This is a genomic window from Paenibacillus sp. 01T443 (assembly GCF_056398325.1).
In genome coordinates this window covers 118,135-141,210 of the sequence record NZ_JBFTPE010000004.1, presented here as the reverse complement: position 1 = coordinate 141,210, position 23,076 = coordinate 118,135, and the positions used below count along the sequence as shown (strand labels likewise).

The 23,076-nt window shown below is 49.5% G+C and carries 20 protein-coding genes; all 20 read left to right on the top strand.

All coding sequences use genetic code 11. The annotated features are described in order from the left end of the window. Positions 1 to 64 precede the first annotated feature (64 nt). The 20 genes from AC1DLI_RS06775 (at position 65) to AC1DLI_RS06680 (ending at position 22,893) form a co-directional block, all read left to right on the top strand. A complete protein-coding gene (locus AC1DLI_RS06775) occupies positions 65 to 436 on the top strand; it encodes an NADH-quinone oxidoreductase subunit A (RefSeq protein WP_477601186.1) in 372 nt (123 codons plus the stop codon). Further along, positions 421 to 939, top strand: a complete 519-nt coding sequence (locus AC1DLI_RS06770) for a NuoB/complex I 20 kDa subunit family protein (RefSeq protein ID WP_308995246.1) — start codon at positions 421 to 423, stop codon at positions 937 to 939. The genes AC1DLI_RS06775 and AC1DLI_RS06770 overlap by 16 nt, the downstream gene beginning before the upstream one ends. Further along, positions 936 to 1,595, top strand: coding sequence for an NADH-quinone oxidoreductase subunit C (locus AC1DLI_RS06765; protein ID WP_477600841.1), 660 nt, complete (start codon positions 936 to 938; stop codon positions 1,593 to 1,595). Before AC1DLI_RS06770 ends, AC1DLI_RS06765 begins: the two co-directional genes overlap by 4 nt. Positions 1,596 to 1,602: 7 nt before the next feature. Further along, on the top strand, positions 1,603 to 2,703 hold the full coding sequence (locus AC1DLI_RS06760; RefSeq protein WP_477600839.1) for an NADH-quinone oxidoreductase subunit D: 1,101 nt from the start codon (positions 1,603 to 1,605) through the stop codon (positions 2,701 to 2,703). Continuing rightward, positions 2,703 to 3,719, top strand: a complete 1,017-nt coding sequence (gene nuoH / locus AC1DLI_RS06755; RefSeq protein ID WP_477600837.1) for an NADH-quinone oxidoreductase subunit NuoH — start codon at positions 2,703 to 2,705, stop codon at positions 3,717 to 3,719. The genes AC1DLI_RS06760 and nuoH overlap by 1 nt, the downstream gene beginning before the upstream one ends. A 16-nt stretch (positions 3,720 to 3,735) precedes the next feature. Next, a complete protein-coding gene (gene nuoI, locus AC1DLI_RS06750; RefSeq protein WP_364151794.1) occupies positions 3,736 to 4,185 on the top strand; it encodes an NADH-quinone oxidoreductase subunit NuoI in 450 nt (149 codons plus the stop codon). Then, positions 4,186 to 4,701 (top strand): NADH-quinone oxidoreductase subunit J, encoded by a 516-nt coding sequence (locus tag AC1DLI_RS06745; protein ID WP_477600834.1) that lies wholly within the window; start codon positions 4,186 to 4,188, stop codon positions 4,699 to 4,701. It begins immediately after the preceding gene. Positions 4,702 to 4,705: 4 nt separating this feature from the next. Continuing rightward, positions 4,706 to 5,008 (top strand): NADH-quinone oxidoreductase subunit NuoK, encoded by a 303-nt coding sequence (nuoK, locus tag AC1DLI_RS06740; protein ID WP_374992068.1) that lies wholly within the window; start codon positions 4,706 to 4,708, stop codon positions 5,006 to 5,008. Between the two features lie 8 nt (positions 5,009 to 5,016). Further along, entirely contained in the window at positions 5,017 to 6,888 is a 1,872-nt protein-coding gene (nuoL, locus tag AC1DLI_RS06735; protein ID WP_477600832.1) for an NADH-quinone oxidoreductase subunit L, read from the top strand. Positions 6,889 to 6,890: 2 nt separating this feature from the next. After that, positions 6,891 to 8,519 (top strand): complex I subunit 4 family protein, encoded by a 1,629-nt coding sequence (locus AC1DLI_RS06730; protein WP_477601185.1) that lies wholly within the window; start codon positions 6,891 to 6,893, stop codon positions 8,517 to 8,519. Positions 8,520 to 8,522: 3 nt separating this feature from the next. Beyond that, complete coding sequence (locus tag AC1DLI_RS06725; protein ID WP_477600830.1) at positions 8,523 to 10,073, top strand: NADH-quinone oxidoreductase subunit N; 1,551 nt, start codon at positions 8,523 to 8,525, stop codon at positions 10,071 to 10,073. Between the two features lie 592 nt (positions 10,074 to 10,665). After that, on the top strand, positions 10,666 to 13,803 hold the full coding sequence (locus tag AC1DLI_RS06720) for a S8 family peptidase (protein ID WP_477600828.1): 3,138 nt from the start codon (positions 10,666 to 10,668) through the stop codon (positions 13,801 to 13,803). A gap of 132 nt (positions 13,804 to 13,935) precedes the next feature. Continuing rightward, entirely contained in the window at positions 13,936 to 14,202 is a 267-nt protein-coding gene (locus AC1DLI_RS06715; protein ID WP_477600826.1) for a DUF1146 domain-containing protein, read from the top strand. 300 nt (positions 14,203 to 14,502) lie between these two features. Then, positions 14,503 to 15,939: a UDP-N-acetylglucosamine 1-carboxyvinyltransferase gene (gene murA, locus AC1DLI_RS06710; RefSeq protein WP_477600824.1), complete on the top strand. Its 1,437-nt coding sequence runs from the start codon at positions 14,503 to 14,505 to the stop codon at positions 15,937 to 15,939. A 195-nt stretch (positions 15,940 to 16,134) separates the two neighbouring features. After that, a complete protein-coding gene (locus AC1DLI_RS06705; RefSeq protein ID WP_477600822.1) occupies positions 16,135 to 17,112 on the top strand; it encodes a LacI family DNA-binding transcriptional regulator in 978 nt (325 codons plus the stop codon). A gap of 174 nt (positions 17,113 to 17,286) precedes the next feature. Beyond that, a complete protein-coding gene (locus AC1DLI_RS06700; protein WP_477600820.1) occupies positions 17,287 to 18,630 on the top strand; it encodes an ABC transporter substrate-binding protein in 1,344 nt (447 codons plus the stop codon). Between the two features lie 109 nt (positions 18,631 to 18,739). Next, on the top strand, positions 18,740 to 19,624 hold the full coding sequence (locus tag AC1DLI_RS06695; protein ID WP_477600818.1) for a carbohydrate ABC transporter permease: 885 nt from the start codon (positions 18,740 to 18,742) through the stop codon (positions 19,622 to 19,624). After that, entirely contained in the window at positions 19,624 to 20,451 is an 828-nt protein-coding gene (locus AC1DLI_RS06690) for a carbohydrate ABC transporter permease (protein ID WP_308995367.1), read from the top strand. Before AC1DLI_RS06695 ends, AC1DLI_RS06690 begins: the two co-directional genes overlap by 1 nt. Positions 20,452 to 20,475: 24 nt before the next feature. Beyond that, positions 20,476 to 21,930, top strand: coding sequence for a glycoside hydrolase family 32 protein (locus AC1DLI_RS06685; protein ID WP_477600815.1), 1,455 nt, complete (start codon positions 20,476 to 20,478; stop codon positions 21,928 to 21,930). A gap of 12 nt (positions 21,931 to 21,942) precedes the next feature. Further along, positions 21,943 to 22,893: a carbohydrate kinase family protein gene (locus AC1DLI_RS06680; RefSeq protein ID WP_477601183.1), complete on the top strand. Its 951-nt coding sequence runs from the start codon at positions 21,943 to 21,945 to the stop codon at positions 22,891 to 22,893. The last annotated feature ends 183 nt before the right edge of the window (positions 22,894 to 23,076 follow it).

The window sequence follows — 23,076 nt, the reverse complement described above, 5'->3', positions numbered from 1 at the left end:
TTGTGAGGAAAAATTGACCAAGCGGCAACGGTCCGTACCTACCCAATTTGACGGAGGCGATCGTGTGGAAAACTACGCCAATAACTATGTCGTCGTGGCTGTTTTTATCGTTCTTGGCATTTTGCTCCCAGTCGTTGCATTGACTGTAGGAAGGATGCTTAGACCGAATAAGCCGAATGAACTCAAGCAAACCACCTATGAAAGCGGAAATGAGCCGGTAGGTGAGGGACAGGTCCGTTTTAACATCCGCTATTACTTGTTTGCCTTAATGTTTGTCATCTTTGATGTGGAAACCGTTTTCTTATATCCATGGGCCGTCGCATACAATAAGCTCGGCTTATTTGTGCTAGTCGAAATGGTGATATTTGCGGGAATGCTTCTTATCGGTCTTCTATATGCCTGGAAAAAGAGGGTGCTGAAATGGAATTCAGTTTAGAGTCAATTTCAATAGAGGAACGCCGGGAGCTGGAACGCAACGTATTTATGGGCACCTTGGAGCAGTTAAAAGCTTGGGCGAGAAGCAATTCATTATGGCCGCTGACATTCGGACTGGCTTGCTGCGCGATTGAAATGATGGGAACGGGCGCGTCGCATTATGATCTCGACCGCTTCGGCGTCATGTTCCGCACCTCGCCGCGGCAATCCGATGTGATGATTGTAGCCGGGACCGTTACGAAGAAGATGGGTCCACTGCTCAGAAGACTATATGATCAAATGCCCGAACCGAAATGGGTGATCGCTATGGGCTCTTGCGCAACGGCCGGCGGCCCTTATATCAAATCCTATTCAGTCATAAAAGGCGTTGATCAGATCGTGCCCGTTGATGTATATATTCCGGGCTGTCCGCCTAATCCGGCAGCGCTGATCTACGGCATCAACAAGCTGCAGGAAAAGATCCGATATGAAGCAAAAACCGGGAAGCGGGTGACCGGCCGATGAGTGAGGAGCAGAATAAGGACGACGGCGAGAAGCCCGCTGCGGATTCGCCCCCGGCAGACGCGGAGCGGGAGGCAAAGCTGAAGGCAGCGGCCGAGGCGCGCGCTGCGAGAGCCGCTGCAAAGGAAAAGGCGGAAGCAGAGGCGGGGGAAGCGCAGCCGGACTTGCCAAAGCCGCCGTCTCTCCGGCAGCCGGAGCTGGATGCCATTACAGCGCTGCTTAAGCAGGAGATTGCCGAATCCGCAGTCGAGGATGCTTACGTGAACGAATTAAATGGCGACATGCCAATGATTATAATCAACAATGTTTATTGGCGGGAAGTTTCGCGGCTGTTAAAGGATCACGAAGAGCTGCGATTCAACTACTTACGAAATGTGTCCGGCATCGATTACGAGACCCATATGGAAGTGGTCTATCATATGCATTCGCTTGGCAGCAATAGAGAGGTCGCGATCAAGATCAAGTCTGATCGTGATTCGGCATCCGTATACTCAGCGACGCCGGTCTGGGCGACGGCGAATTGGAACGAGCGAGAAATTTATGACCTGCTTGGCGTCGATTTTCCAGGGCACCCCGATTTGCGGCGGATTATGATGCCTGACGATTGGGTTGGCCATCCGCTGCGCAAGGATTATGAACCGTTAGATTCGGAGGTGTAGGCAGCCCTTGATCCGTACAGAAGAACTGCTCTTAAACGTAGGTCCGCAGCATCCAAGCACGCATGGCGTATTTCGAATTATCGTTAAGCTCGATGGTGAAGTCATAACCGAGGCTACACCCGTTATGGGGTATTTGCACCGGGGAACGGAGAAGATCGCGGAAAATTTGAATTTCACGCAAATCATTCCTTATACGGACCGAATGGATTATGTCTCTGCCATGACGAACAATTACGTGCTCGTTCATGCGGTTGAGACGATGATGGGGCTTGAGGTGCCGCAGCGGGCGGAGTATCTGCGGCTTGTAGTCATGGAGCTGCAGCGCGTCGCGAGCCATCTTGTCTGGTGGGGAACCTATTTGCTCGATATTGGAGCGATGAGCCCTTTTCTGTACGCTTTCCGCGATCGAGAAATGATTATTGATCTGTTTAATGAGCTGTGCGGAGCAAGATTAACCTATAATTATATGAGAGTGGGCGGTGTGAAGTGGGATGCGCCTCCCGGCTGGTTGGATAAGGTGCGCGAATTTATTCCTTATATGGAGAGCAAGCTCCAGGAGTACGATAAGCTCGTCAGCGGCAATGAAATCTTCTTAGCCCGTATCAAGGGAGTTGGCAGGTATGATGCCGCAACTGCGATTGATTATGGACTTACGGGAGCCAATTTAAGATGTACCGGAGTAGACTTCGATGTTCGCAAGGCCGAGCCTTACAGCTTATACAGCCAATTTGAATTCGACGTGCCGCTTGGCAAGGAGGGTGACTGCTACGACCGATATCGAATCCGTCTGGAGGAAATCCGCCAAAGCCTGCGTATTTTGAAGCAAGCGCTGGAGCAGTTCCCAAGCGGCGGAGAAACGATGGGCAAGGTGCCGCGCGTGCTTCGTCCGCCAGCCGGAGAGGTATACGTGCGCATTGAATCGCCGCGCGGTGAAATCGGATGCCACATCGTATCCAAGGGCAAAGCGGAGCCGTACAGGCTCAAGTTCAGGAGACCCTCATTCGTTAATTTACAAATATTGCCGAAGCTTCTAGTTGGGGAAACGATGACAAACCTCATTACGATACTGGGCGGCATTGACATTGTCGTCGGGGAGGTAGATTGCTGATGCAGTCTTGGCTAAACCAGTCGCTCACCTGGGGCAATGTGCTTGTGCTGTTTCTATGGGCGGTTGTTTTCCTTTTTATCGTGCTTGGTTTCGTAACGTATGCCATTTATTTCGAGCGCAAGGTAATCGGCTGGATGCAGCTGCGTATCGGCCCTAACCGTGTTGGACCGTTTGGCCTGCTGCAGACGGTGGCGGATATCTTCAAGCTGCTCATTAAGGAAGATACGATTCCGCGCAAGGCTGATCGCGTGCTGTTCATTCTTGCGCCCGCTCTGGCTTACATACCTGCCTTCTCCGTGCTCGCGGTTTTGCCGTACACGCAAAATCTTTATTTCGCGGATTTAAATGTCGGGCTGCTCTACTACGTGGCTTTGTCGGGGATCTCGACACTTGCCATCGTACTCGGGGGCTGGGCTTCCAATAACAAATATGCTCTTCTCGGGGGTATGCGCTCGGCGGCACAGATGATCAGCTATGAGGTGCCGCTCGTGATTTCGGTGGTAGGCGTTATCTTGCTCAGCGGCAGCCTGAATTTACGAGATATTGTTGCTGCACAGGACGGAGGCTGGTTCTGGAACTGGAATTTCCTCCCTCAAATCATCGGCTTCGTTATCTTCATCATTGCAGCGGTCTCTGAGCTCAACCGAACGCCCTTCGATTTGCCGGAGGCGGAGTCGGAGCTTGTGGCGGGTTATCACGTCGAGTACAGCGGTTTTCGCTTTGCTTTCTTTATGCTCTCGGAATATGTTTACGTGTATGCGATTGCTGCCCTTACGACGGTGCTATTCCTTGGCGGTTGGCATGCGCCGGCGCCTTTTCTTGATTTTGTGCCGGGTATCATCTGGTTTTTGCTGAAGTTTGCATTTGTTGTGTTTTTCCTGTTTTGGATCCGTGCGACGATGCCGCGAATTCGTGTAGATCAACTGATGGGACTCGGCTGGAAGGTGCTGCTGCCCGTTTCGCTGCTTAACGTGTTCCTAACGGCTGTATATTTGGAACTGTTTATTAAGAACTAGCAAAGGGGAGAAGGAAATGAAAGGAATGCTGCAAGGACTGGGTGTAACGCTCAAATCGATGACGGCTCCAAAAGTGACCACTTCCTATCCTGACGTGCCCTTTGTCATGCCGGATCGGTTCCGTGGCATTCAGCATTTTATTCCGGATCTGTGCATCGTTTGCAATCAATGCGCGCGTATTTGCCCGACAGATTGCATTACACTGACAGGCAAGCCGAATCCGGATCCGGACAAAAAGGGCAAGGTCATCGATACATTTGATATCAATTTTGAAATCTGCATCCTTTGCGACCTCTGTACGGAGGTTTGTCCGACGGAAGCGATCGTCATGTCTAATCATTTTGAGCTGGCCACGTTCAGCCGCGATGATCTGTTTAAGGACGCACAGTGGCTGACGGACAATAATACGCTTACTCGGCAGGATAATAACAATATCGGAGCGCCGGCCAAAGGGGGCGCGAAATAGTTGTTCAATATTGCATTTACGGGCGAATTCGTCGCTTTTTTTATCTTTTCTGCGATCATGATTTGCGGCGCTGTTCTCATGATTACGCTGGAGAAGGTCGTGCATATGGTTATTTCTATGGCAGCCGTATTTCTCGGCTTAGCGGGAATGTTCGTGCTGCTTGATGCAGAGTTCGTCGCGTTCGTTCAGGTGCTGATTTATGCGGGAGCGGTTTCGATCTTGATGATCTTCGGCATCATGATGACGAAGCATCAAGCCGGAGCACGCGAGCCTGCGAAGCCGCTGCATGAAACGCTGGCGGCAATTGGCGCGCTGAGTTTGTTCGGCGTACTGTTTTATGCAATTCGGTCGACGGAGTTTCCTGAGCCGCAGCCCTTCCTGCAAGCGGAAGATAATACGATGGCCATCGGAGAGCTGTTATATACGGGGTACGTGATTCCCTTCGAGCTTCTTTCCGTGCTTTTGACCGTCGCTTTTATTGGAGCCATCGTGCTCGCCAAAAAGGAGGCGGATTAAAAAAATGTTATCCTCCTATTTAACGCTGGCAGCGATTTTGTTCTGTATCGGGCTGTACGGCGCTTTAGTGAAACGAAATGCGGTCGTCGTCCTGCTTTCGCTTGAGCTTATGCTTAATGCGGTCAACTTGAATCTGGTCGCCTTTTCGAAGTACGGCGTCGTGCCGTCCTTGACCGGTCAAATCTTTTCTTTATTTACGATTACGGTCGCCGCGGCAGAAGCTGCGATCGGAGTAGCTATACTGATTGCGTTGTTCCGGATGCGGGGGACAGTGAACGTCGACGAATTTGACAAAATGAGGAGGTAGCGCAGCGTATGGATAAATACACACAAACGGCTTGGTTGATACCGTTGTTTCCGCTGGCAGCATTCCTCGTTTTGACGGCGCTCGGCCGCAGCTATCGGCGGGCGGGCGTATTCATCGGTTCGCTGGGTTCTTTTGCAGCTTTTGTGTTCTCGCTGTTGATTTTGGCAGATCGCTTGGGTGCCAATGAAGTGGATTATAATTATTCCTTCGATTGGATTACGATTGGTGATTATTCGCTCCGATTGGGGTTTGAGGTGACGAACCTGACAGCGCTTATGCTGGTGGTCGTTACGCTTGTCAGCTTTCTCGTGCAGCTGTACTCAGCTGGTTATATGAAGGATGATGAGAGGATTTCAGTGTTTTACGGCTATGTATCCTTATTTACCTTTTCAATGCTGGGCCTGGTGCTGTCGGATAATTTATTATCGCTTTATATTTTTTGGGAATTAGTCGGCGTATGTTCATTCCTGCTGATCGGCTTTTGGTTTACGCTGCCAAAGGCTCGCGCTGCAGCCAAAAAAGCTTTTATCGTTACGCGCATCGGCGATGTCGGACTTCTGCTGGCTATCCTGCTGCTGTTCTGGTATATGCCGGAGCATGCGCTTGATTTTACAACGATTCAAAGCGTGTTCGACGGTCAGTCAGGCGCCATTACAAACGGGATTACGACGCTCATTGCCCTGCTTATTTTTGTGGGCGCCATTGGCAAGTCTGGTCAATTTCCGCTGCATGTCTGGCTGCCTGACGCGATGGAAGGGCCGACACCCATCAGTGCGCTTATCCACGCGGCGACTATGGTTGCCGCGGGCGTGTTTCTTATTGCGCGGACGTACGATATTTTTCAAGACTCTGCTGCCGCGATGGAGACGATCGCATATGTAGGCGGATTTACAGCTATCTTCGCAGCGACGATCGCACTGGCGCAAAATGACATTAAACGAATATTAGCTTACTCAACGGTAAGCCAGCTCGGCTATATGATGCTTGCGCTTGGTCTCGGTTCCCTAACAGGCGGGATCTTTCATTTGTTTACGCATGCTTTCTTTAAAGCGCTGCTGTTCCTGGGAGCCGGAAGCATCATCCATGCCGTACATACCCAAAATATTAACGAGATGGGCGGACTAAGCTCGAAAATGCGTGTGACGACATGGACCTTCGGGATCGGCGCTCTGGCGCTTGTCGGCATTCCGCCCTTATCCGGCTTTTGGTCGAAGGATTTGATCTTGTCGGTTGCGTGGGAAACAAACCCGCTGTTGTTCGTTGTTGGTTTGGCAGCGGCTTTCTGTACGGCGCTTTATATGTCACGGCTGTTCTTTCTCGTATTTATGGGGAAACCAAGCGCCGCGGCATCCAAAGCCCATGAATCGCCTGTCTCCATGACGCTGCCGCTGATAGTGTTAGCTGTATTGGCTGTTGCAGCCGGGTTTATCGAGACGCCGTGGAACGGCTGGTTCGGCTCGTGGATTAACGACGGCCCTGAAGAAGCGCATACCAGCGGCGCAGCGATCGTAGGTTCAATTGCCGTGGGACTTTTAGGGATTTACATCGGATGGCTCGTATACGGGAAAAAAAGTATCAGCAGCACGTCGCTGCGCGAGAAAATGCCTTGGCTTGTCAGGCTGCTTGAACGCAGCTACTACTTCGATGAGCTGTATGCAGCTGTGATCGTGAAGCCACTCAAGCTGCTTGGCGCCGTTTTGCTCGCATTCGATGCCTATGTCATAGGCGGAATCGTCCGGCTGACAGGGACGGCTGTAAGCTCCGCTGGCCGGGTTGCTGCCCGGCTGCAGAACGGTCAGGTGCAATCCTACAGCGTAGCAGCCATTATTGGTTTTGTAGTGATTGTGGTTGCCATCGTCGGAAGGAGGTTCCTGCCGTGAGCATCCTGAATGATATCCCCATATTGTCGTTTATTTTGCTGTCGCCTCTGTTAGGCGTCATCGTATTGCTGCTGCTTCCGAAGCATCGGGGCAGCTGGATGAAGACAGCGGTCGTCGTTACAACGCTCATTCCTCTGGTTCTATCTTTCTGGCTTTACGCCCATTACGACAAGCAGCAGGGCGGCGCTGCTTTCGACGAGCAGCAAAGCTGGGTGCAGCTGCCGCTGAATAAGGAGACGCAGCAAGCAGGCGTTTCGGAATTCATGTTCTCGTTCCAATATGAGCTTGGCGTGGATGGCTTGTCGTTACCGCTCCTGCTGCTCACGACGCTTGTATCGGCAATGGCATCTCTGGCAGCCATTCAGGTCAAAAAAAGATGGAAATCGTTTTTTATTTGGTTTCTATTGCTGGAGACGGGAATGCTTGGCGTATTTTTAGCCCGCGATCTGTTCATGTTTTTTATATTTTTCGAGATTACGCTCGTTGCGATGTATTTCTTAATCGGAATCTGGGGTTATTTCAACCGTGAGCGCGCGGCCAATCAATTTCTTATCTATAACGGGATTGGTTCAGCCATCATGCTCATAGCTTTTGTTATTCTGGTGAACACGGCTGGCTTCCGCATTGACCAAGCCGGCGATCAAGTTAGCTTTATTTACAGCGGCAGCTATTCGGATATATTTCGCAATATATCTGATCCGACAGCATGGATGAATTTGGCTCCGGAGCAGGTCGGTATGATCAATCCTTTCTTAATGACGGATACGATGCAATGGACGCTGTTTATTATGCTGCTGATTGCCTTTGGCATTAAGCTGCCGATCTTTCCGTTCCACACCTGGATGCTGAAGGTGCATACGGAAGCTCCTACATCCATTGTCATGATTCACTCGGGTCTTTTGCTGAAAATGGGTGCATACGGCTTGCTCCGCTTCGGGCTGCTGCTCTTTCCGGAGCAGGCACGTGCATTTGCGATACCGCTGGCGGTGCTGGGCGTCATCAATATTTTGTACGGTGCGCTGCTCGCCTTCAGGCAGCAGGAATTCAAGCTCGTGCTTGCTTATTCCTCGATCAGCCATATGGGAATCGTCCTTCTCGGCTTTGCTGCCATGAATGAGATTGGTATACAAGGCGCTGTATTTCAGCTTGTATCGCATGGACTCCTGTCGGCGCTGCTCTTCTTAATCGTTGGCAGCATTTATGAGCGAACGGGCACGACAGAGCTTGGTGAACTGGGAGGTTTGGCGCGTTCTATGCCATTTATAAGCGGAGTATTGCTGACGGCAGGGCTCGCTTCGATCGGCCTGCCGGGATTATCCGGCTTTATAGGCGAATTTCTATCATTGCTTGGGCTGTTCGAGTCGCAGCGCTGGTTGACTGCGGCAGCGGCGCTTGGCATTATTTTGACCGCGGTTTACATGCTTCGGGCTGTTTTGAAAATAACGTTCGGACCGCAGCGTGAGACCTTTGCCGCGCTCAAAGATGCAAGGCTCATTGAAGCGCTGCCGATGATCGTGCTGCTTGCGTTCATTTTGCTGCTCGGCTGCTTCCCATCCATCCTTACGGACACGGTACAGTACGGCATGGATGGCCTGTTCGACCAATTACTTGCAACAAGGGCGGGGGGATAGACCATGTACGAAGGCGTTTCATTTGTACCACTGACATGGACGGATATGCTCTACCTTGCCCCGGAATTTGCGCTTGCCGCCGTTTTTTTGCTGCTGGTCGTGCTGGATTTGATATTGCCGAAACGCGTAAGCAGGCTGACGATCGGCTGGCTGACGCTGGCGGGCATTCTTGCCTCGCTGCTGCTCGTGGTGCTTCGAATGCTCGATATGAATCAGGGAGGCACCTCCGCTGAAGCGATTAAGCTGCTGAGCAACAGTTATCGCATCGATGATTTCGGAAGCTTGCTCAAGATCGTATTTTTGACGGGAACCGCGCTTATCGTCCTGCTGGCGATCGGATCAGTACGGGATGACGAAGCGATAACGGATCGATCGGAATATTTTTATCTGCTGCTTCCGGCGCTTATCGGGGCGATGATGATGGCCTCATCGGGAAATTTGGTGACGCTGTACATAGGGCTTGAGCTGCTTAGCTTAACGAGCTACGTCCTGGTCGGAATAAGAAGGAGAGCTTCGTTATCTGCCGAGGCCGCGTTCAAGTACGTGGTAACGGGGGGCATTTCGTCCGCGTTGATTTTGTTCGGAATGTCGTATATATACGGCATAACGGGGTCCGTTGATCTTGGGGTAATCGCTGAGTCACTGCCGCGTGCTTTCATTGACTTTAAGGCGTTTGTGTATGTGGGCTTCCTCTTTATAATTGCGGGCTCCGGCATCAAGGTGGCGGCGGCTCCCTTTCATGCTTGGGCACCCGACGTGTATCAGGGAGCGCCTGCACCGGTTTCTGCTTTTCTGGCGGTTATTGCTAAAGGTGCGGCGCTTGCGGCTGTTTTTAGAATCATGTTCAGTACGTTATTAGTTGCGAGCGGCGAAGACGCGAATGTGTCCAAGGATCTCTTCCTTGTGCTTCTGGTATTAGCCGCGGCTGCGATGCTTGTTGGGACCACGGCGGCTTTGAGGCAAAAAAACGTGAAGCGGCTGCTCGCCTTGTCGGGCGTTGCTAACGCGGGTTATATGCTCGTGCCGATCGGGGTTTCAATAACGGTGGTCCACAGCAGCAATTTCTCAGAGTTCGTTTATTATTTGGCAGCCTACCTGTTTATGACGATTGGGGCATTTGCCGTGCTTACGGTCGTCAGCCGTGCTTCGGGAAATGATGAGATGAGGAGCTTTGCTGGTATGTATTACAGGGCTCCTTGGACCGCTGCGGCGATGGTTATTTTCGTCTTGTCACTGTCAGGATTACCGATATCCGGAGGGTTTTTCGGGAAGCTGTTTATTCTGCTTGGCGCGGCAAGCGCCAAGGCCTACTGGCTCGCGGCGATTATGGTTGCAAGCAGCGTGATCTCCTACTATTTCTACTTCAGCTTGGTGCGCCAAATGTTTATGCGAAGCGGGAGCGAGGACGGCGGGCTTCGTCTCTCTGGAGAAACCGGAGCCGTCATTTGGATATGTGCAGCGGCGACGTTAGCGCTGGGTATTTTCCCCGGGCCGTTAATGGAATGGATCGACGCGATATTCTCGCTTAAAGGCGACTTATTGATAGGCGGTTAGCAAGGTGAGCAAACGCAGAGGTTCGTTGGATTTTTCATAAAAACAGCGAGGGGCTGTCCGAAAGGCCATGAATATGGACCTAGAGGACAGTTCTTTGTTTATATATAAGAATTTATAAGTTTTCACTTATAAATGTGCTTATATATCACCGCGAAACGTCAGCTTTTGCCACAGAGGACGGCGACAGCCGTTTACGCTTGTTGGCTCATCAATGAGAATTTATATGTTTTTGCTTTAAAATGTGTGCCTATTTAACCCCGCGATACGATAGTTTTTGTTACACAGGATGGTGTCAGTCGTTACGCTTGATTGGTTTTGCTAGGCGAAAGAGGTTTTTATTGTTTCAGCGATAAATGATGTGGGTAATGAGCATCAGGGGAGAAATGGTTCATGTAAGTAGTCGTTGAGGCGTGCTGAGCTTCTATCACCTATGTTTACTCTAGTACATATTTACCGGGAAATAACAGTTTTTGACCAATTTTCTTTTGCTTCTGTTGTGCAGTCGTAGAATCATAGGACTATTGTCCTTTTGTCTGCGTGTAACAAGGGAATTGTCGGCTCCGAAGAGAACTGATAGGAATGGTATATTTAAATGAAAGTGGGAACGGAAAATAACGGATTCATTAATCGAAGGCAGAATGCGATGATAAATCGAATAGAACCAAAAAGAGTTGGAAATAAGCGGGCGGTTGGCGGCGTTGCAACGATTGTGAGGTTAGCTGCTGCGTTCCAAAACCGCGCTGCGCGCTTGCAGACGCAAGTAAGCTTGCAAGGCATGCTTGGCCCGCGCAGGCTCCTCCGTCAGGCGCTGCTCGTGCTGCTGATCGGGAGCTTCACCCTCGGGGGCACAGCCCCCGCAGGGCTCGCTCCCGAAGCGCTGCCTGCGGCGCTTGCCGCCGCAGGCGGCGTAACCGAGCAGCCGCAAAGCTGGCTGCTCAAATGGCGAAGCCCCGCGCTCGCGCATGAGCTGCGCGGGACACAGGTGCTGCGCCGCCAAAATGAGGCGGCGGTCATGCTCGTACGTCCGGCCGATAAGGACGCGGACGTGCAGGAGTGGCTGCGCCGGCTGCGAAGCTTGCCGGACGTGGAGTATGTGCACCCGAATGCTGCGGTGCACATCCTATCCATGCCTGCGGACACACCTTCGCAGGAGCCGCTCATGCCCTCGCAAGCGGAGGGAGTGCCGGGGAGGGCTATTGTCCCTACGGCACCTGCAGCGAAGCTTGCAGCCGCCGCTGTGCCTGTCACGCTGCCTGCCAATGACCCAGAGCTGCCTAAGCAGCTTTATCTCGGTCAGATTGGCGCAAAAAAAGCGTGGGAAACCGTCCGAGAGCAGCAGGAGCTGACCATTGCAATCGTTGACACCGGCGTTGATCTCGACCATCCGGATTTGAAGGAAAATCTCGTTCCGGGCGCCAATCTGGTGAATCCGGGAGAGCCGCCTGAGGATGACAACGGACACGGCACAAGCGTAGCAGGTGTTATCGCAGCAAAAGGAAATAATGGCATAGGTGTATCAGGCATCGTTTGGAAAGCCAAAATAATGCCGATTAAAGCGCTCGATCAGAGTGGCGACGGCACAGAGCAGGAGCTTGGCGAAGCGATATTGTATGCGGTCCGCAGCGGCGCAAAGATCGTTGTGCTGTCCGTCGGCTTACATCGTTACTCCCCTTACATGCTGGATATCGTAAAGTATGCGGAAAGTAAAAACGTGCTTCTGGTAGCAGCGGCGGGCAACGATGGGGTGGCTCTCGGAGAGAGAGCGTCAGTAAAATACCCTGCAGCCTATCCAACCGTGCTTGCTGTCGGAGGCGTGAAGACAAATAATACGGTTGACGCAAGATCTAACCGTGGAACTGAGCTTGATCTGGTCGCACCGTGGAATGTATATACGACGGCCCTCGGCGGGCTGTATAAGAAAGAGGAAGGTACCTCTATGGCTGCCCCGCAGGCAGCTGCTGCAGCGGCGCTCATATGGTCGCGCTACAAGAACCTGAAGCCTTATCAAATCCGCGAGCTGCTGCGGCAAACGGCCAAGGATATCGGTCCATCCGGTGCGGACAGCTCTTCCGGTTACGGCGTGCTGCAAATTGACCAAGCGGTACGTTCAACATTGCAGACAGATAGGTTCGAACCAAACAACAGCCAGAAATCGGCTGCCAGGTTTCCGCTCGGTACTCAAGTCTCAGGCCTGCTGAAGGGGACCGCCGATCATGATTGGTACCGAATCGATACCCCGTATGACGGTAAGCTGACGATACAATACGCGGGGCTTGTAGCGAGCGGGAAAATCGTTCCGCCAGTCCGTCTTACCCATTATACAAATGGCGTAAAGCAGAGCACCGCGGATACGAAGCTGGCAAACCGTACGATTGATCTTGATGTTAAAAAGGGACAGCATCTTATTCATCTTGAGCTTATTAACCAAAGCAGCGATGATGACCTGCCTTACCTGCTTACCTCTACCTTTACAATAAAACCAGATGATTATGAGAAGAATGACAAATCGTATGAAGCGTCGACGCTTCAACCCCGTTCCCAGTCGATTATCGGCAATTTTCATCAGACCGCCGACCGGGACTGGTTTGCCGTGACTTTTACGCAAAGCGGCAAGCTTAGTCTTGTGCTCACGACGAATACCGCGCGTATCGATCCTGGGCTTGCGCTCCAAAAAGCGGGGCAGCAGCTTATGGTGTACGACGACGAAGGCGAAGGGGAGACCGAGCGGTCGCCAGTCATAACTGTGACGCCTGGTAAATATTATATTCGTGTTCACAATGCGATCTCTTCCGAAGCAAGTCCGTCTCTAGGGATCTACACGCTCAAGATGGATTATACGCCGAAATATGATGATCCGAATGAACCAAACGATAAATCCTATGAAGCTTTTATGATGAATTCCGGCACGGAATATCTAGGTGTGATCGGCAGCTATGCCGACGTGGATTGGTTTCAATACCGCGTTGCGAGTCCAAGTATCATCAGCATGGCTATAACCGGCGTGCCGAGCGATAATGATTTGAATCTTCAGCTGTACGACAAACGTATGAAGCAATTAGCGTCTGCAAGTACGAGGTCGAGCGGCAAGCTTCAAACGAAGGAGCTGCTGCTGCAGCCAGGCGTGTATTACGTAAAGCTGCTGGCGGAAGCCCCGTTCGACAAGCAATATTACCGATTAAAAGTAAAATCAGAGGAGCTAATTGCCGGATTCAAGGACATCAAGGGGCACTGGGCGCAAAATGAAATTGTAGCGTTAAACAAAAAAGGCATTATTAATGGAACGGGCAGCTATCGGTTCGAGCCGAAACGTGCCATTACGCGAGCGGAAGCCGTGGCGATGGTCGTCAAGGCGTATAAGCCCATTTCAACGGGTACAGCTCCGGCTAAACGCTTTAATGACGTTTCAGTAAACCACTGGGCGTATGATGCGATTGCGAGCGCCGTCGGTCAAGAGTGGGTAAAAGGCTTCCCGGGAGGCTCCTTTAAGCCGGATCAGCCGATTACGCGGGCGGAAATGGCACTGATTATCGGCTATGCGGACGGCGTGCAGCCTCGGCTGCCGATTTCAGACCCGTTCGCTGACGTATCCAAAACGCATTGGTCCGCTCCTATGCTCTATGCCATGAGGATAAACGGGATGCTTGATGGCGTGGAGTCAAATCAGTTTATGCCTAAGCAGCAGGCAAGCCGCGCAGATTTTACAGTGCTGCTTTATCGGGTGCTTACCTAAATTTGCATAAAACAATTTAACTTCCCGTTTCGTTAGTAACCGTAGGTAGGCGGATAGTACGAACGGTCTGATTGCTGCTTGCGCGCAGTGCCAGTCTTTGATCCTAAAAGAAGGAGAAGCCAGGGGGGCAGCATGAACGTTGATACTGAGCTTTATAATGATTTGCAAAACTATACCGGCATGACCGGATTATTCTCGATTATCATTGTTATCCTAAGTATTATATTTGTTTGGTTTATCCTGCAGGAGGTAAAGTGGGAGACGTTTTTCCGTTTTCCGCGCAGTCCCAAAGCACGTCTTTTTCAAGTTATTGTTGCCATCATTATGGGTCATTTATTGGCCAAATTCATTTTGGAATATTGGGGCTATACCGTGCTTCTCAAAAGCTTTGTCGAATAACAAAAGCGAAACATGTCAACAATGGGTAATACATGACGGACTCAAAAAGCAAATGACTTGCGAATAGATATAATTTAGCGCCTATTCTTGAAATGGAAACGTATTTTTTCACTTGAAAAGCGACGTTTCTGGAGAAAAAAGTCATAAATTGCCGACGGAAGCGTGTACAAAAAGTGGCAATAATTTAACGCTTGTCGATTCATGTAAATGAGTGATAAGATGAGGTTTGGGTAAAATGAGAAATTCCAGATTATTCACGATTAGGTAATAGAAATTGCAGTTCGCGGAGGGAACCATAAGATGACCAAAATTATCGTCCGCGGAGGCCAGCGTTTGAAGGGAACGGTCCGTGTTAGCGGAGCAAAAAATGCAGTACTCCCCATTTTAGCGGCCTCATTATTGGCGACAGAAGGAGACAGCGTCATCCATGACGTACCCCTCCTCGACGACGTTATGACGATTCAGAAAGTGCTCGCCTCTTTAGGCGCACAACTATCCTATAACAATGAAACCATGCGCATTTCAGCGCGAGCTATTACGTCTTTTGAAGCTCCCTATGAGCTTATCCGTAAAATGCGAGCATCCTTTCTTGTGATGGGACCGCTTTTGGGTCGTATAGGCAAGGTGAGAATTTCGCTGCCGGGTGGCTGCGCGATCGGCACTCGTCCGATTGACCAGCATCTGAAGGGCTTTGAGGCGATGGGCGCAGAAATTACGCTTGGACATGGGTTTATCGAAGCCAGCACGAAGACTCGACTTAAGGGTGCGAAGATTTATTTGGATGTAGCTAGCGTTGGCGCAACAGAAAATATAATGATGGCGGCTGCTTTAGCCGAAGGCACGACGATTCTTGAAAATGCAGCCAAAGAACCGGAAATTGTTGATTTGGCTAATTACATTAATGCAATGGGCGGCAAGGTTCGCGGCGCCGGTACGGGCGTTATTCGTATCGAAGGCGTAGACCGCATGTACGGCGCAGTGCATAATGTGATTCCTGACCGCGTTGAAGCTGGCACGTTTATGATTGCTGCGGCGATTACGGGCGGCGACGTCTTCGTAGAAGGCGCGATTGCCGATCATTTGACACCGGTTATTTCCAAGCTTCAAGAAATGGGCGTGGAAATTACGGAAAGCGATAATGGTATCCGGGTACAATCGGGGACTGTTTTGAAATCCGTCGATGTCAAAACATTGCCGCATCCGGGCTTTCCGACAGATATGCAATCGCAAATGATGGCTCTTCTGCTAGTGTCGGAAGGCACGAGCGTCGTGACGGAAACGGTGTTCGAAAATCGTTTTATGCATGTTGAGGAATTCCAAAAAATGAACGCTCAAATCAAGGTGGATGGACGTACGGCGATTGTCAGCGGAGGATTGCCGCTTACAGGCGCAAAGGTCTGTGCAACCGATTTGAGAGCAGGAGCAGCGCTTATATGTGCAGCGCTGCGCGCTGACGGTGAGACGGAAGTAACCGGTCTGCATCATGTGGATCGCGGATATGTCAATATTACAGGTAAGCTCGCTGCTCTTGGCGCGGATATTCATCGCGTCGAGTCAATGGAAGAGAGCGCTGCTGCCGCAGCATCTTCAAGCAAGCAAGGCAATGCTGCATCGGCATCTCGGGATAAAGCGTCCGTGGTCGCTATTTCCGCAGCGGTAACAGAGGCAGACACAGCTGTACCTTATAAGCGTGAAAAAGAGGTAGCTGTTCTTAAAGTGCAGCCAACCTGGGCTTAACGGTTATCCATACGCAAAACGAAGAAGCTGTTTCAAATAAGCCGTAACGGACTTATCTGAAACAGCTTCTTTTTATTGTATGGAACAGGTGAGAAAGAACATATCATACAAGCATTTTGAGCCGCAGAACGAGTATAATTTTGCAATTCATTTCGCTATAATGGGTAGAACGACTGAAAATGCAAAGGGGCAGCCATGGCAACGATACATGATGTGGCAAAATTAGCGAACGTATCCGTAACGACGGTTTCCCGCGTATTAAATAATCGCGGTTATATTAGTGAGGCAACTCGAGCCAAGGTATACAAGACCATGGAGGAGCTTAATTACCAGCCAAACGAAATTGCTCGTGCATTATTAAGAAAGCAATCTAACGTAATCGGACTAATCATCCCTAGCGTATCTCATCCTTTTTTTAGTGAGCTAGCGAACCATGTGGAAAACTATGCTTATGAACTGGGCTATAAAATGCTGCTTTGCAACTCGGAGCTCGATCCGCTTAAGGAAAAGGACTACATCGAAATGCTCAAGCGAAATCGTGTCGATGGTATCATTATGGGAAGCCACACCCTGCAGGTAGAAGAATACAAAAATTTAAGCTCCCCGATCGTGACGATTGATCGCCAAATCAGTGGTGAAATCCCGTTTATTTCCTCGGACAATTTTGCGGGTGGAAATCTTGCTGCGAACCTGTTGATAGGTAAAGGCTGTAAAAAAATAGCGCATATATGTGGAAATCTGGAGCTGCAGATGCTGGCAAACCAGCGAACTGAGGCTTTTAGAGCAGTGATGGAGGAGCATGGAATTGAGCACATTATCATACAGACAGATATGAATGTATTTGATCAAGTGCAATATGAACAAAAAATTTATCAGCTGTTCAAGGATCACCCCGACATTGACGGCCTATTCGCAACGAGTGATATTATTGCTGCATTCGCCGTTAAGGAATGCATGGCTGCAGGCAAACGAATTCCAGACGATGTGAGAATTATTGGCTACGACGACGTAAAGGCTGCTAGATGGATAACGCCGGAGCTAACGACGATAAAACAGCCGATTTCAGAAATTGGGAAAATGGCGGTCGATTTAATTGTGAAGCAGCTGAATGAGGATTTTTTCGAGACCGAGAATATTATTCCTGTGTCTCTTGTTGAAAGAGCAACCACATAGCAGTACAATGAAAATCCCTTATGAAATAAGGGTTTTTTTATTTTTCTAAGATATGTCAATCGTTTGACATGTCAAACGATTGACATATCAATTTTACGAATATATAATACGGTATGAAAGCGGTTTACGCGATCGGTAAGCCGTTTATAAATTTAAAGAATCGGGGGCAATGATATGAAATCTTTGAAGTGGATACAGGTGCTTGCGCTGTCGCTTATCGCTGTTATGGTTGTTACGGCCTGCGGCAATTCTGGTAATACCAGTAATTCCAGCAATATCAGTAATTCCGGTAACGCAGGTTCATCTAATGAAAAATCAGAAGTGAAAATAACGCTGCTTAACTCTAAGGGTGAAATTCAAGCCCCGCTGGAAGAAGCGGCAAAAACATTTAAAGAAGACTATCCGAACATAACGCTTGAAATCATACCAGTACCTGCTGGACAATCTCCTTTTGAGAAAGCATCGGCACTTTATGCCTCAGGAAATCCAGCAACTATTACAATGCTGGACACAGGCGATGTTGAGAAATTCAAGGATCGTGTGCTTGATTTGAGCGGCGAGAAGTGGATGGCCGACGCGGTTGACCGCAGCACTTCGCTTACGACGTTCGATGGCAAAAACTACGCTTTCCCGCTTGCCATTGAGGGATATGGATTCATCTATAACAAAGCGGTTGTAGATAAAGCGGTAGGCGGGTCGTTTGATCCCGCGACGATCAACACGACAAACGCGCTGGAAGAGCTGTTCAAAAAAATCGAGGCCTCCGGGAAAGCACCGCTAATCATTTCCCCAATGGATTGGTCGCTCGGTGCTCACTATTTACCGCTAGCTTACGCGGGTCAATCTGCTGATACTGCAGCGGTTACGAAGTTCGTAGAAGATTTGAAAGCAGGGACAGTCGAATTGGCAAGCAACGCTGTCTTTAATGGTTTGATGGATACGTTTGATGTGATGGCAAAATACAACATCGATAAGGCATCCCCGTTGTCCGGTACCTATGAGAGAGGACCGGAAGTGCTGGGTAAAGGCGAAGTAGGCATTTGGTTCCAAGGGAACTGGGCATGGCCGCAAATTAGCAGCTTTGATACCGCGAGCGGTCAGTATGGATTCCTTCCAGTACCGGTGAGCAACAATGCAGATGATTTCGGCAATACACAAATTTCTTCTGCTGTTTCGAAACGTTTGGTGCTCGACAAAGAGAAGAATACGGCTGAGCAGCAATCTGCTGCAAAAACGTTCTTGGAATGGATGGTATACAACGAGAAGGGGCAAGACTTCCTTGTAAATAAAGCGAACATCATTCCAGCGTTTAAGAATGTTACGCTTGAAGCGAAGGACCCTCTTGCGAAATCGATTTCTGAGCATATCGCAAATGGTAAAACACAGGATTCAATGAGCACGCTTCCTGCAGACCATTGGGCTAAGTTAGGTGCCGCGATGCAAAAATATTTGGCTGGCGCAGGTGATCGCGCGGAATTAACCAAAGAAATCGAGGATTATTGGAAAGCCGTTAAATAAACATTTGCAGTAAGACAGCGGCCTACCCAGCGAATGTGACGGGGTAAGCCGCTTACTCTTATCTATGTTTCGATTCACCAAATAACATGCATGAATGCGAGGGATCATGATGATAACGGAAAAAGGGCTGTGGAATCGCTTGCGACTGCGGCTGCTGTTTACCGGACCTACTTTATTTGCCTTTCTAGCTGTAATGATTGTTCCTTTCTTGTATGGCATATATTTAACCTTCACGAACTGGGACGGCATATCGACATCAAGCAGTTTAGTGGGGTTTGATAATTACGCATCGGTATTTAAGGATGCTGTGTTTTGGAAGTCCTTTTTACTGACTTTGAAATACGTATTTATTTCAGTTGCACTTATTAATGTGGTGGCCTTCCTGCTGGCCTATGTTCTAACGAGCGGCTTGAAGGGGCAAAGTATGTTCAGAGCCGGATTCTTCATTCCGAATTTGGTGGGCGGTATTGTGCTGGGCTTTGTGTGGCAATTTATTTTTTCCAATGTATTTGTATATGTAGGGAAAGAGTGGGGTATCCCGCTGCTTAGCGCCTCTTGGCTGGCTGATCCGAATAAAGCCTTTTGGTCGATGATTATTGTAACGGTATGGCAATATGCAGGTTATATGATGGTCATTTATGTGGCCGGACTAATGAATGTGCCTAAGGACATTTTGGAGGCGGCAAGTATCGATGGAGCGAGCCTGTTGACCAAAATGCGCAAAATGATTTTGCCGCTGATGGTACCATCGTTTATCGTTTGTATCTTTTTATCTCTCCAAAGATGCTTTATGGTTTATGATTTGAACCTTTCTTTAACGAAGGGCGGTCCGTTCAAAAGCACGGAGATGGTATCGATGCATGTGTACGAGAAGGCATTCCTATCGAGAGACTATGGAGTCGGCCAAGCTGAGGCCTTCGTTCTGTTCCTGCTGGTAGCTACGATTACCATTGCTCAGGTTTATTTTAGCAAGAAGCTGGAGGTTGAGGCGTAATGGAAAATAAAAATGGAGCACTTGCTTGGACGAAATTCATTGCCCTCCTCATTTGCTTAGTTCTTTTTGTCTTTCCTTTTTTGATGCTGCTGGTCAACTCGTTTAAGGAAAATAAGGCTATTACATCAAGTCCGCTGTCCTTGCCGGATAGCTTCAGCTTCGCAAATTATACGAATGCATTTGGCAAAATGGAGTACGTTTCTGCATTTACGAACTCGGTCGTTATTACGGTGCTTAGCGTCATACTGATCTCTTTTCTGGCAGCTATGACGGCTCATTATTTTGTAAGAAATCAAACGAAGCTGAATCAGTACACCTTTTTCTTAATGGTAGCGGCAATGATTATTCCGTTCCAAGCCATTATGATCCCTCTCGTCAAAATATACGGCTCCATTGGTTTCTTAAACAGCAAATGGGCCCTCATTTATATGTATATCGGATTTGGAAGTCCGCTTGCGGTCTTTATTTACCATGGTTTTGTAAAAAGCATACCGGCTGAGCTGGAAGAAGCGGCGCTTATTGATGGCTGTACGCGAACGCAAACCTTTTTTCGCATTGTCTTTCCAGTGCTTGCCCCGACGACGGTTACGATTGCGATCTTGAATGTGTTATGGATTTGGAATGATTTCCTATTACCATCCTTAGTGCTGATCGCACCGAACGAGCGGACGCTGCCGCTGTCTACTTTCTATTTCTTCGGTACGTACACCGTTGATTACGGTCCGCTTATGGCTGGTCTTATGCTGACGATCTTGCCTGTGCTTGTTGTCTACTTATTTGCGCAGAAATATATTATCCAAGGAGTTATGCAAGGTTCAATTAAATAACAAGTAAGGGTTGGATGCTTTATTTTGTACACGAGAGAAAATGCCGACACATTTATTGCAGAGCGTAAATATTTGATGAAAGAGCAGTACCGGCTGGGCTTTCATTTAATGGGCGAATTTGGCTGGATGAACGATCCTAATGGTTTTATCTATTATAACGGCGAATACCATATGTTCTATCAACATTATCCGTATCAACCGGTATGGGGGCCGATGCACTGGGGACATGCTGTGAGCCGCGACCTTATAACGTGGGAGTATCTGCCTGTAGCTCTGGCACCGGATCAGGATTACGATCGCGACGGCTGCTTCTCCGGCAGCGCTTTTGAGCGAGACGGGAAGCTGTATTTGATGTATACCGGCCATGTAATAACGGGTCCGGATAAGGAAAATGATTACCGCCAAAATCAAAACATTGCCGTATCCGAGGATGGCATTCGTTTTGAGAAGCTGACAAGCAACCCTGTCATCGGATCAGAGCAAATACCAGCGGACGTAAGCCAGAAGGATTTCCGAGATCCTAAGGTATTTATACGCGAAGGTGTTTATTATTCGGTAATAGGCTCAAATGATGGGCAAGGCACTGGCCTCATCTTATTATATCGCTCGGAGGATCTTGGGAATTGGAGCCTGGTAGGCGAAATCGCCCGCAGCGATGGTCAGCTGGGCGATAATTGGGAGTGTCCGGATCTGTTCGAGCTGGGTGGACATGACGTGCTTGTGATGTCGCCGCAGCGTATGCCTGCGCAAGGAGACGACTATCATAATCTCCACTCCGCCACTTATATGGTCGGCCGATTGGATATCGAGCAAAGCAGCTTTAGTTATGATTGCTATGAGCCAATAGACTGCGGCTTTGACTTTTATGCACCCCAGACAACGATCGATGATAAAGGCAGACGAATCATCATGGGCTGGATGGAAACGTGGGAGACGGAAATTCCGACGCAGCTTGGCCATTATTGGGCAGGAGCGATGACGATGCCGCGAGAGGTCGTCATGCAAGGGAAATCATTGCTGTTTAAGCCGCTGGAAGAAGTGAAGGCGTACAGGCATAACGCTTATGAGATAGGCAATGTTCTTTTGACTGGCGTTAAAGACATGGAAACCTGTGGAGACTGCTACGAGCTGGAGGTTGTATTTCAGGCGGACCAGGCGGAGGAGTTTGGCTTGAAGCTGCGGGTACACGGCGGGGAAGAGACTGTATTATCCTATCGTCAAACGGAAGGAATCTTCCGATTTAACCGTGATAAGTCAGGCATCGGTCTTGGCGGGGAGCGCAGAACAAAAATAGCGCTCAAGGATGGTTTGCTCGCATTGCATATTTTCGTCGATAAATCCTCCGTCGAGATCTTTATACAGGGCGGCGAAAAGGTGATGACAGGCCGAGTTTACCCCGGCAGTAATTCACTAGGCATTCAAGCGTATGCCGAAGGGTTATGTTCTATGGTATCCTTTAAAAAATGGGATATCAAGTAGGAGGGGCTTAAGCTGTCGAAAGTATATACGATCGGTGAAGCGTTAATTGATTTTATTCCGGATACGCGGGGAATTGAATTAAAGAATGTGGTTGGCTTTCGGAAGGAGGCTGGAGGTGCTCCGGCTAATGTTGCCTGCGCAGTGGCGAAACTGGGTGGAAGCAGCGCATTCATCGGTAAGCTGGGCGTCGACGCCTTTGGTGATTTTCTCGTGGAAACATTAGAGGAAGCCGGTGTAGATACAAGTTTCGTGCTGCGAACGAATGAAGCGAATACGGCGCTTGCCTTTGTCAGCTTAAAGGCAGACGGTGACCGGGATTTTTCTTTCTATCGGAATCCTAGCGCGGATATGCTGCTTTCTGAGGATGAGATCCGCGGGGATCGGTTCGCGAAGGGAGATATCCTGCACTATTGCTCGGTTGATCTCATTGAAGCTCCTGTTAAATATGCACATATCAAGGCGATTGCGGCGATGAAAGCAGCAGGGGGCCTCATCAGCTTTGATCCCAATGTACGGCTGCCGCTGTGGTCGAATCATGAGGAGTGCAGGCAAACGATTTTGCAATTCATCCCGCAGAGCCATTTGGTCAAAATTAGCTCGGACGAGCTAGCTTTTATTACGGGTATCGAGGATGAGGAGGAGGCTATCTCTTCTTTATTTATCGGGGATGTACAGGCTGTCGTATACACGAGGGGCTCTGAAGGAGCAGTATGGTATACGCCACACTACCAAGAAGCTGCGCCTGGTCAGAAGGCAGCGGTAGTAGATACAACGGGAGCGGGCGATGCCTTCATAGGCGCCCTGCTGTACCAGATTCTGCTGAATGACGGTGCTGTAAGCGGGATTGATGCAGAAAAGGCGCAAAGGATGGTTTCGTTCGCCAATGCCGCTGCGGCGCTGACAACGACAAGAGCAGGGGCAATTTCCTCGCTGCCCGTTCTGCAAGAGCTTCCGCCTTTTTAAATGAGTAATGGTAAGAGCATAGTTCCTTCTCCCTCTTTGGGCGAAGGGGCTATGCTCTTTTTTGTGCTGTACATGTCGGCATGAAGCAAGTCAAAACTTGGGGGCCGCGAACGCAGGCTTGTTCATCTTCCGTTCATTTTTGCGTGCTATATTCTAACTTACTAAGACCGATGGAAGGTGGAT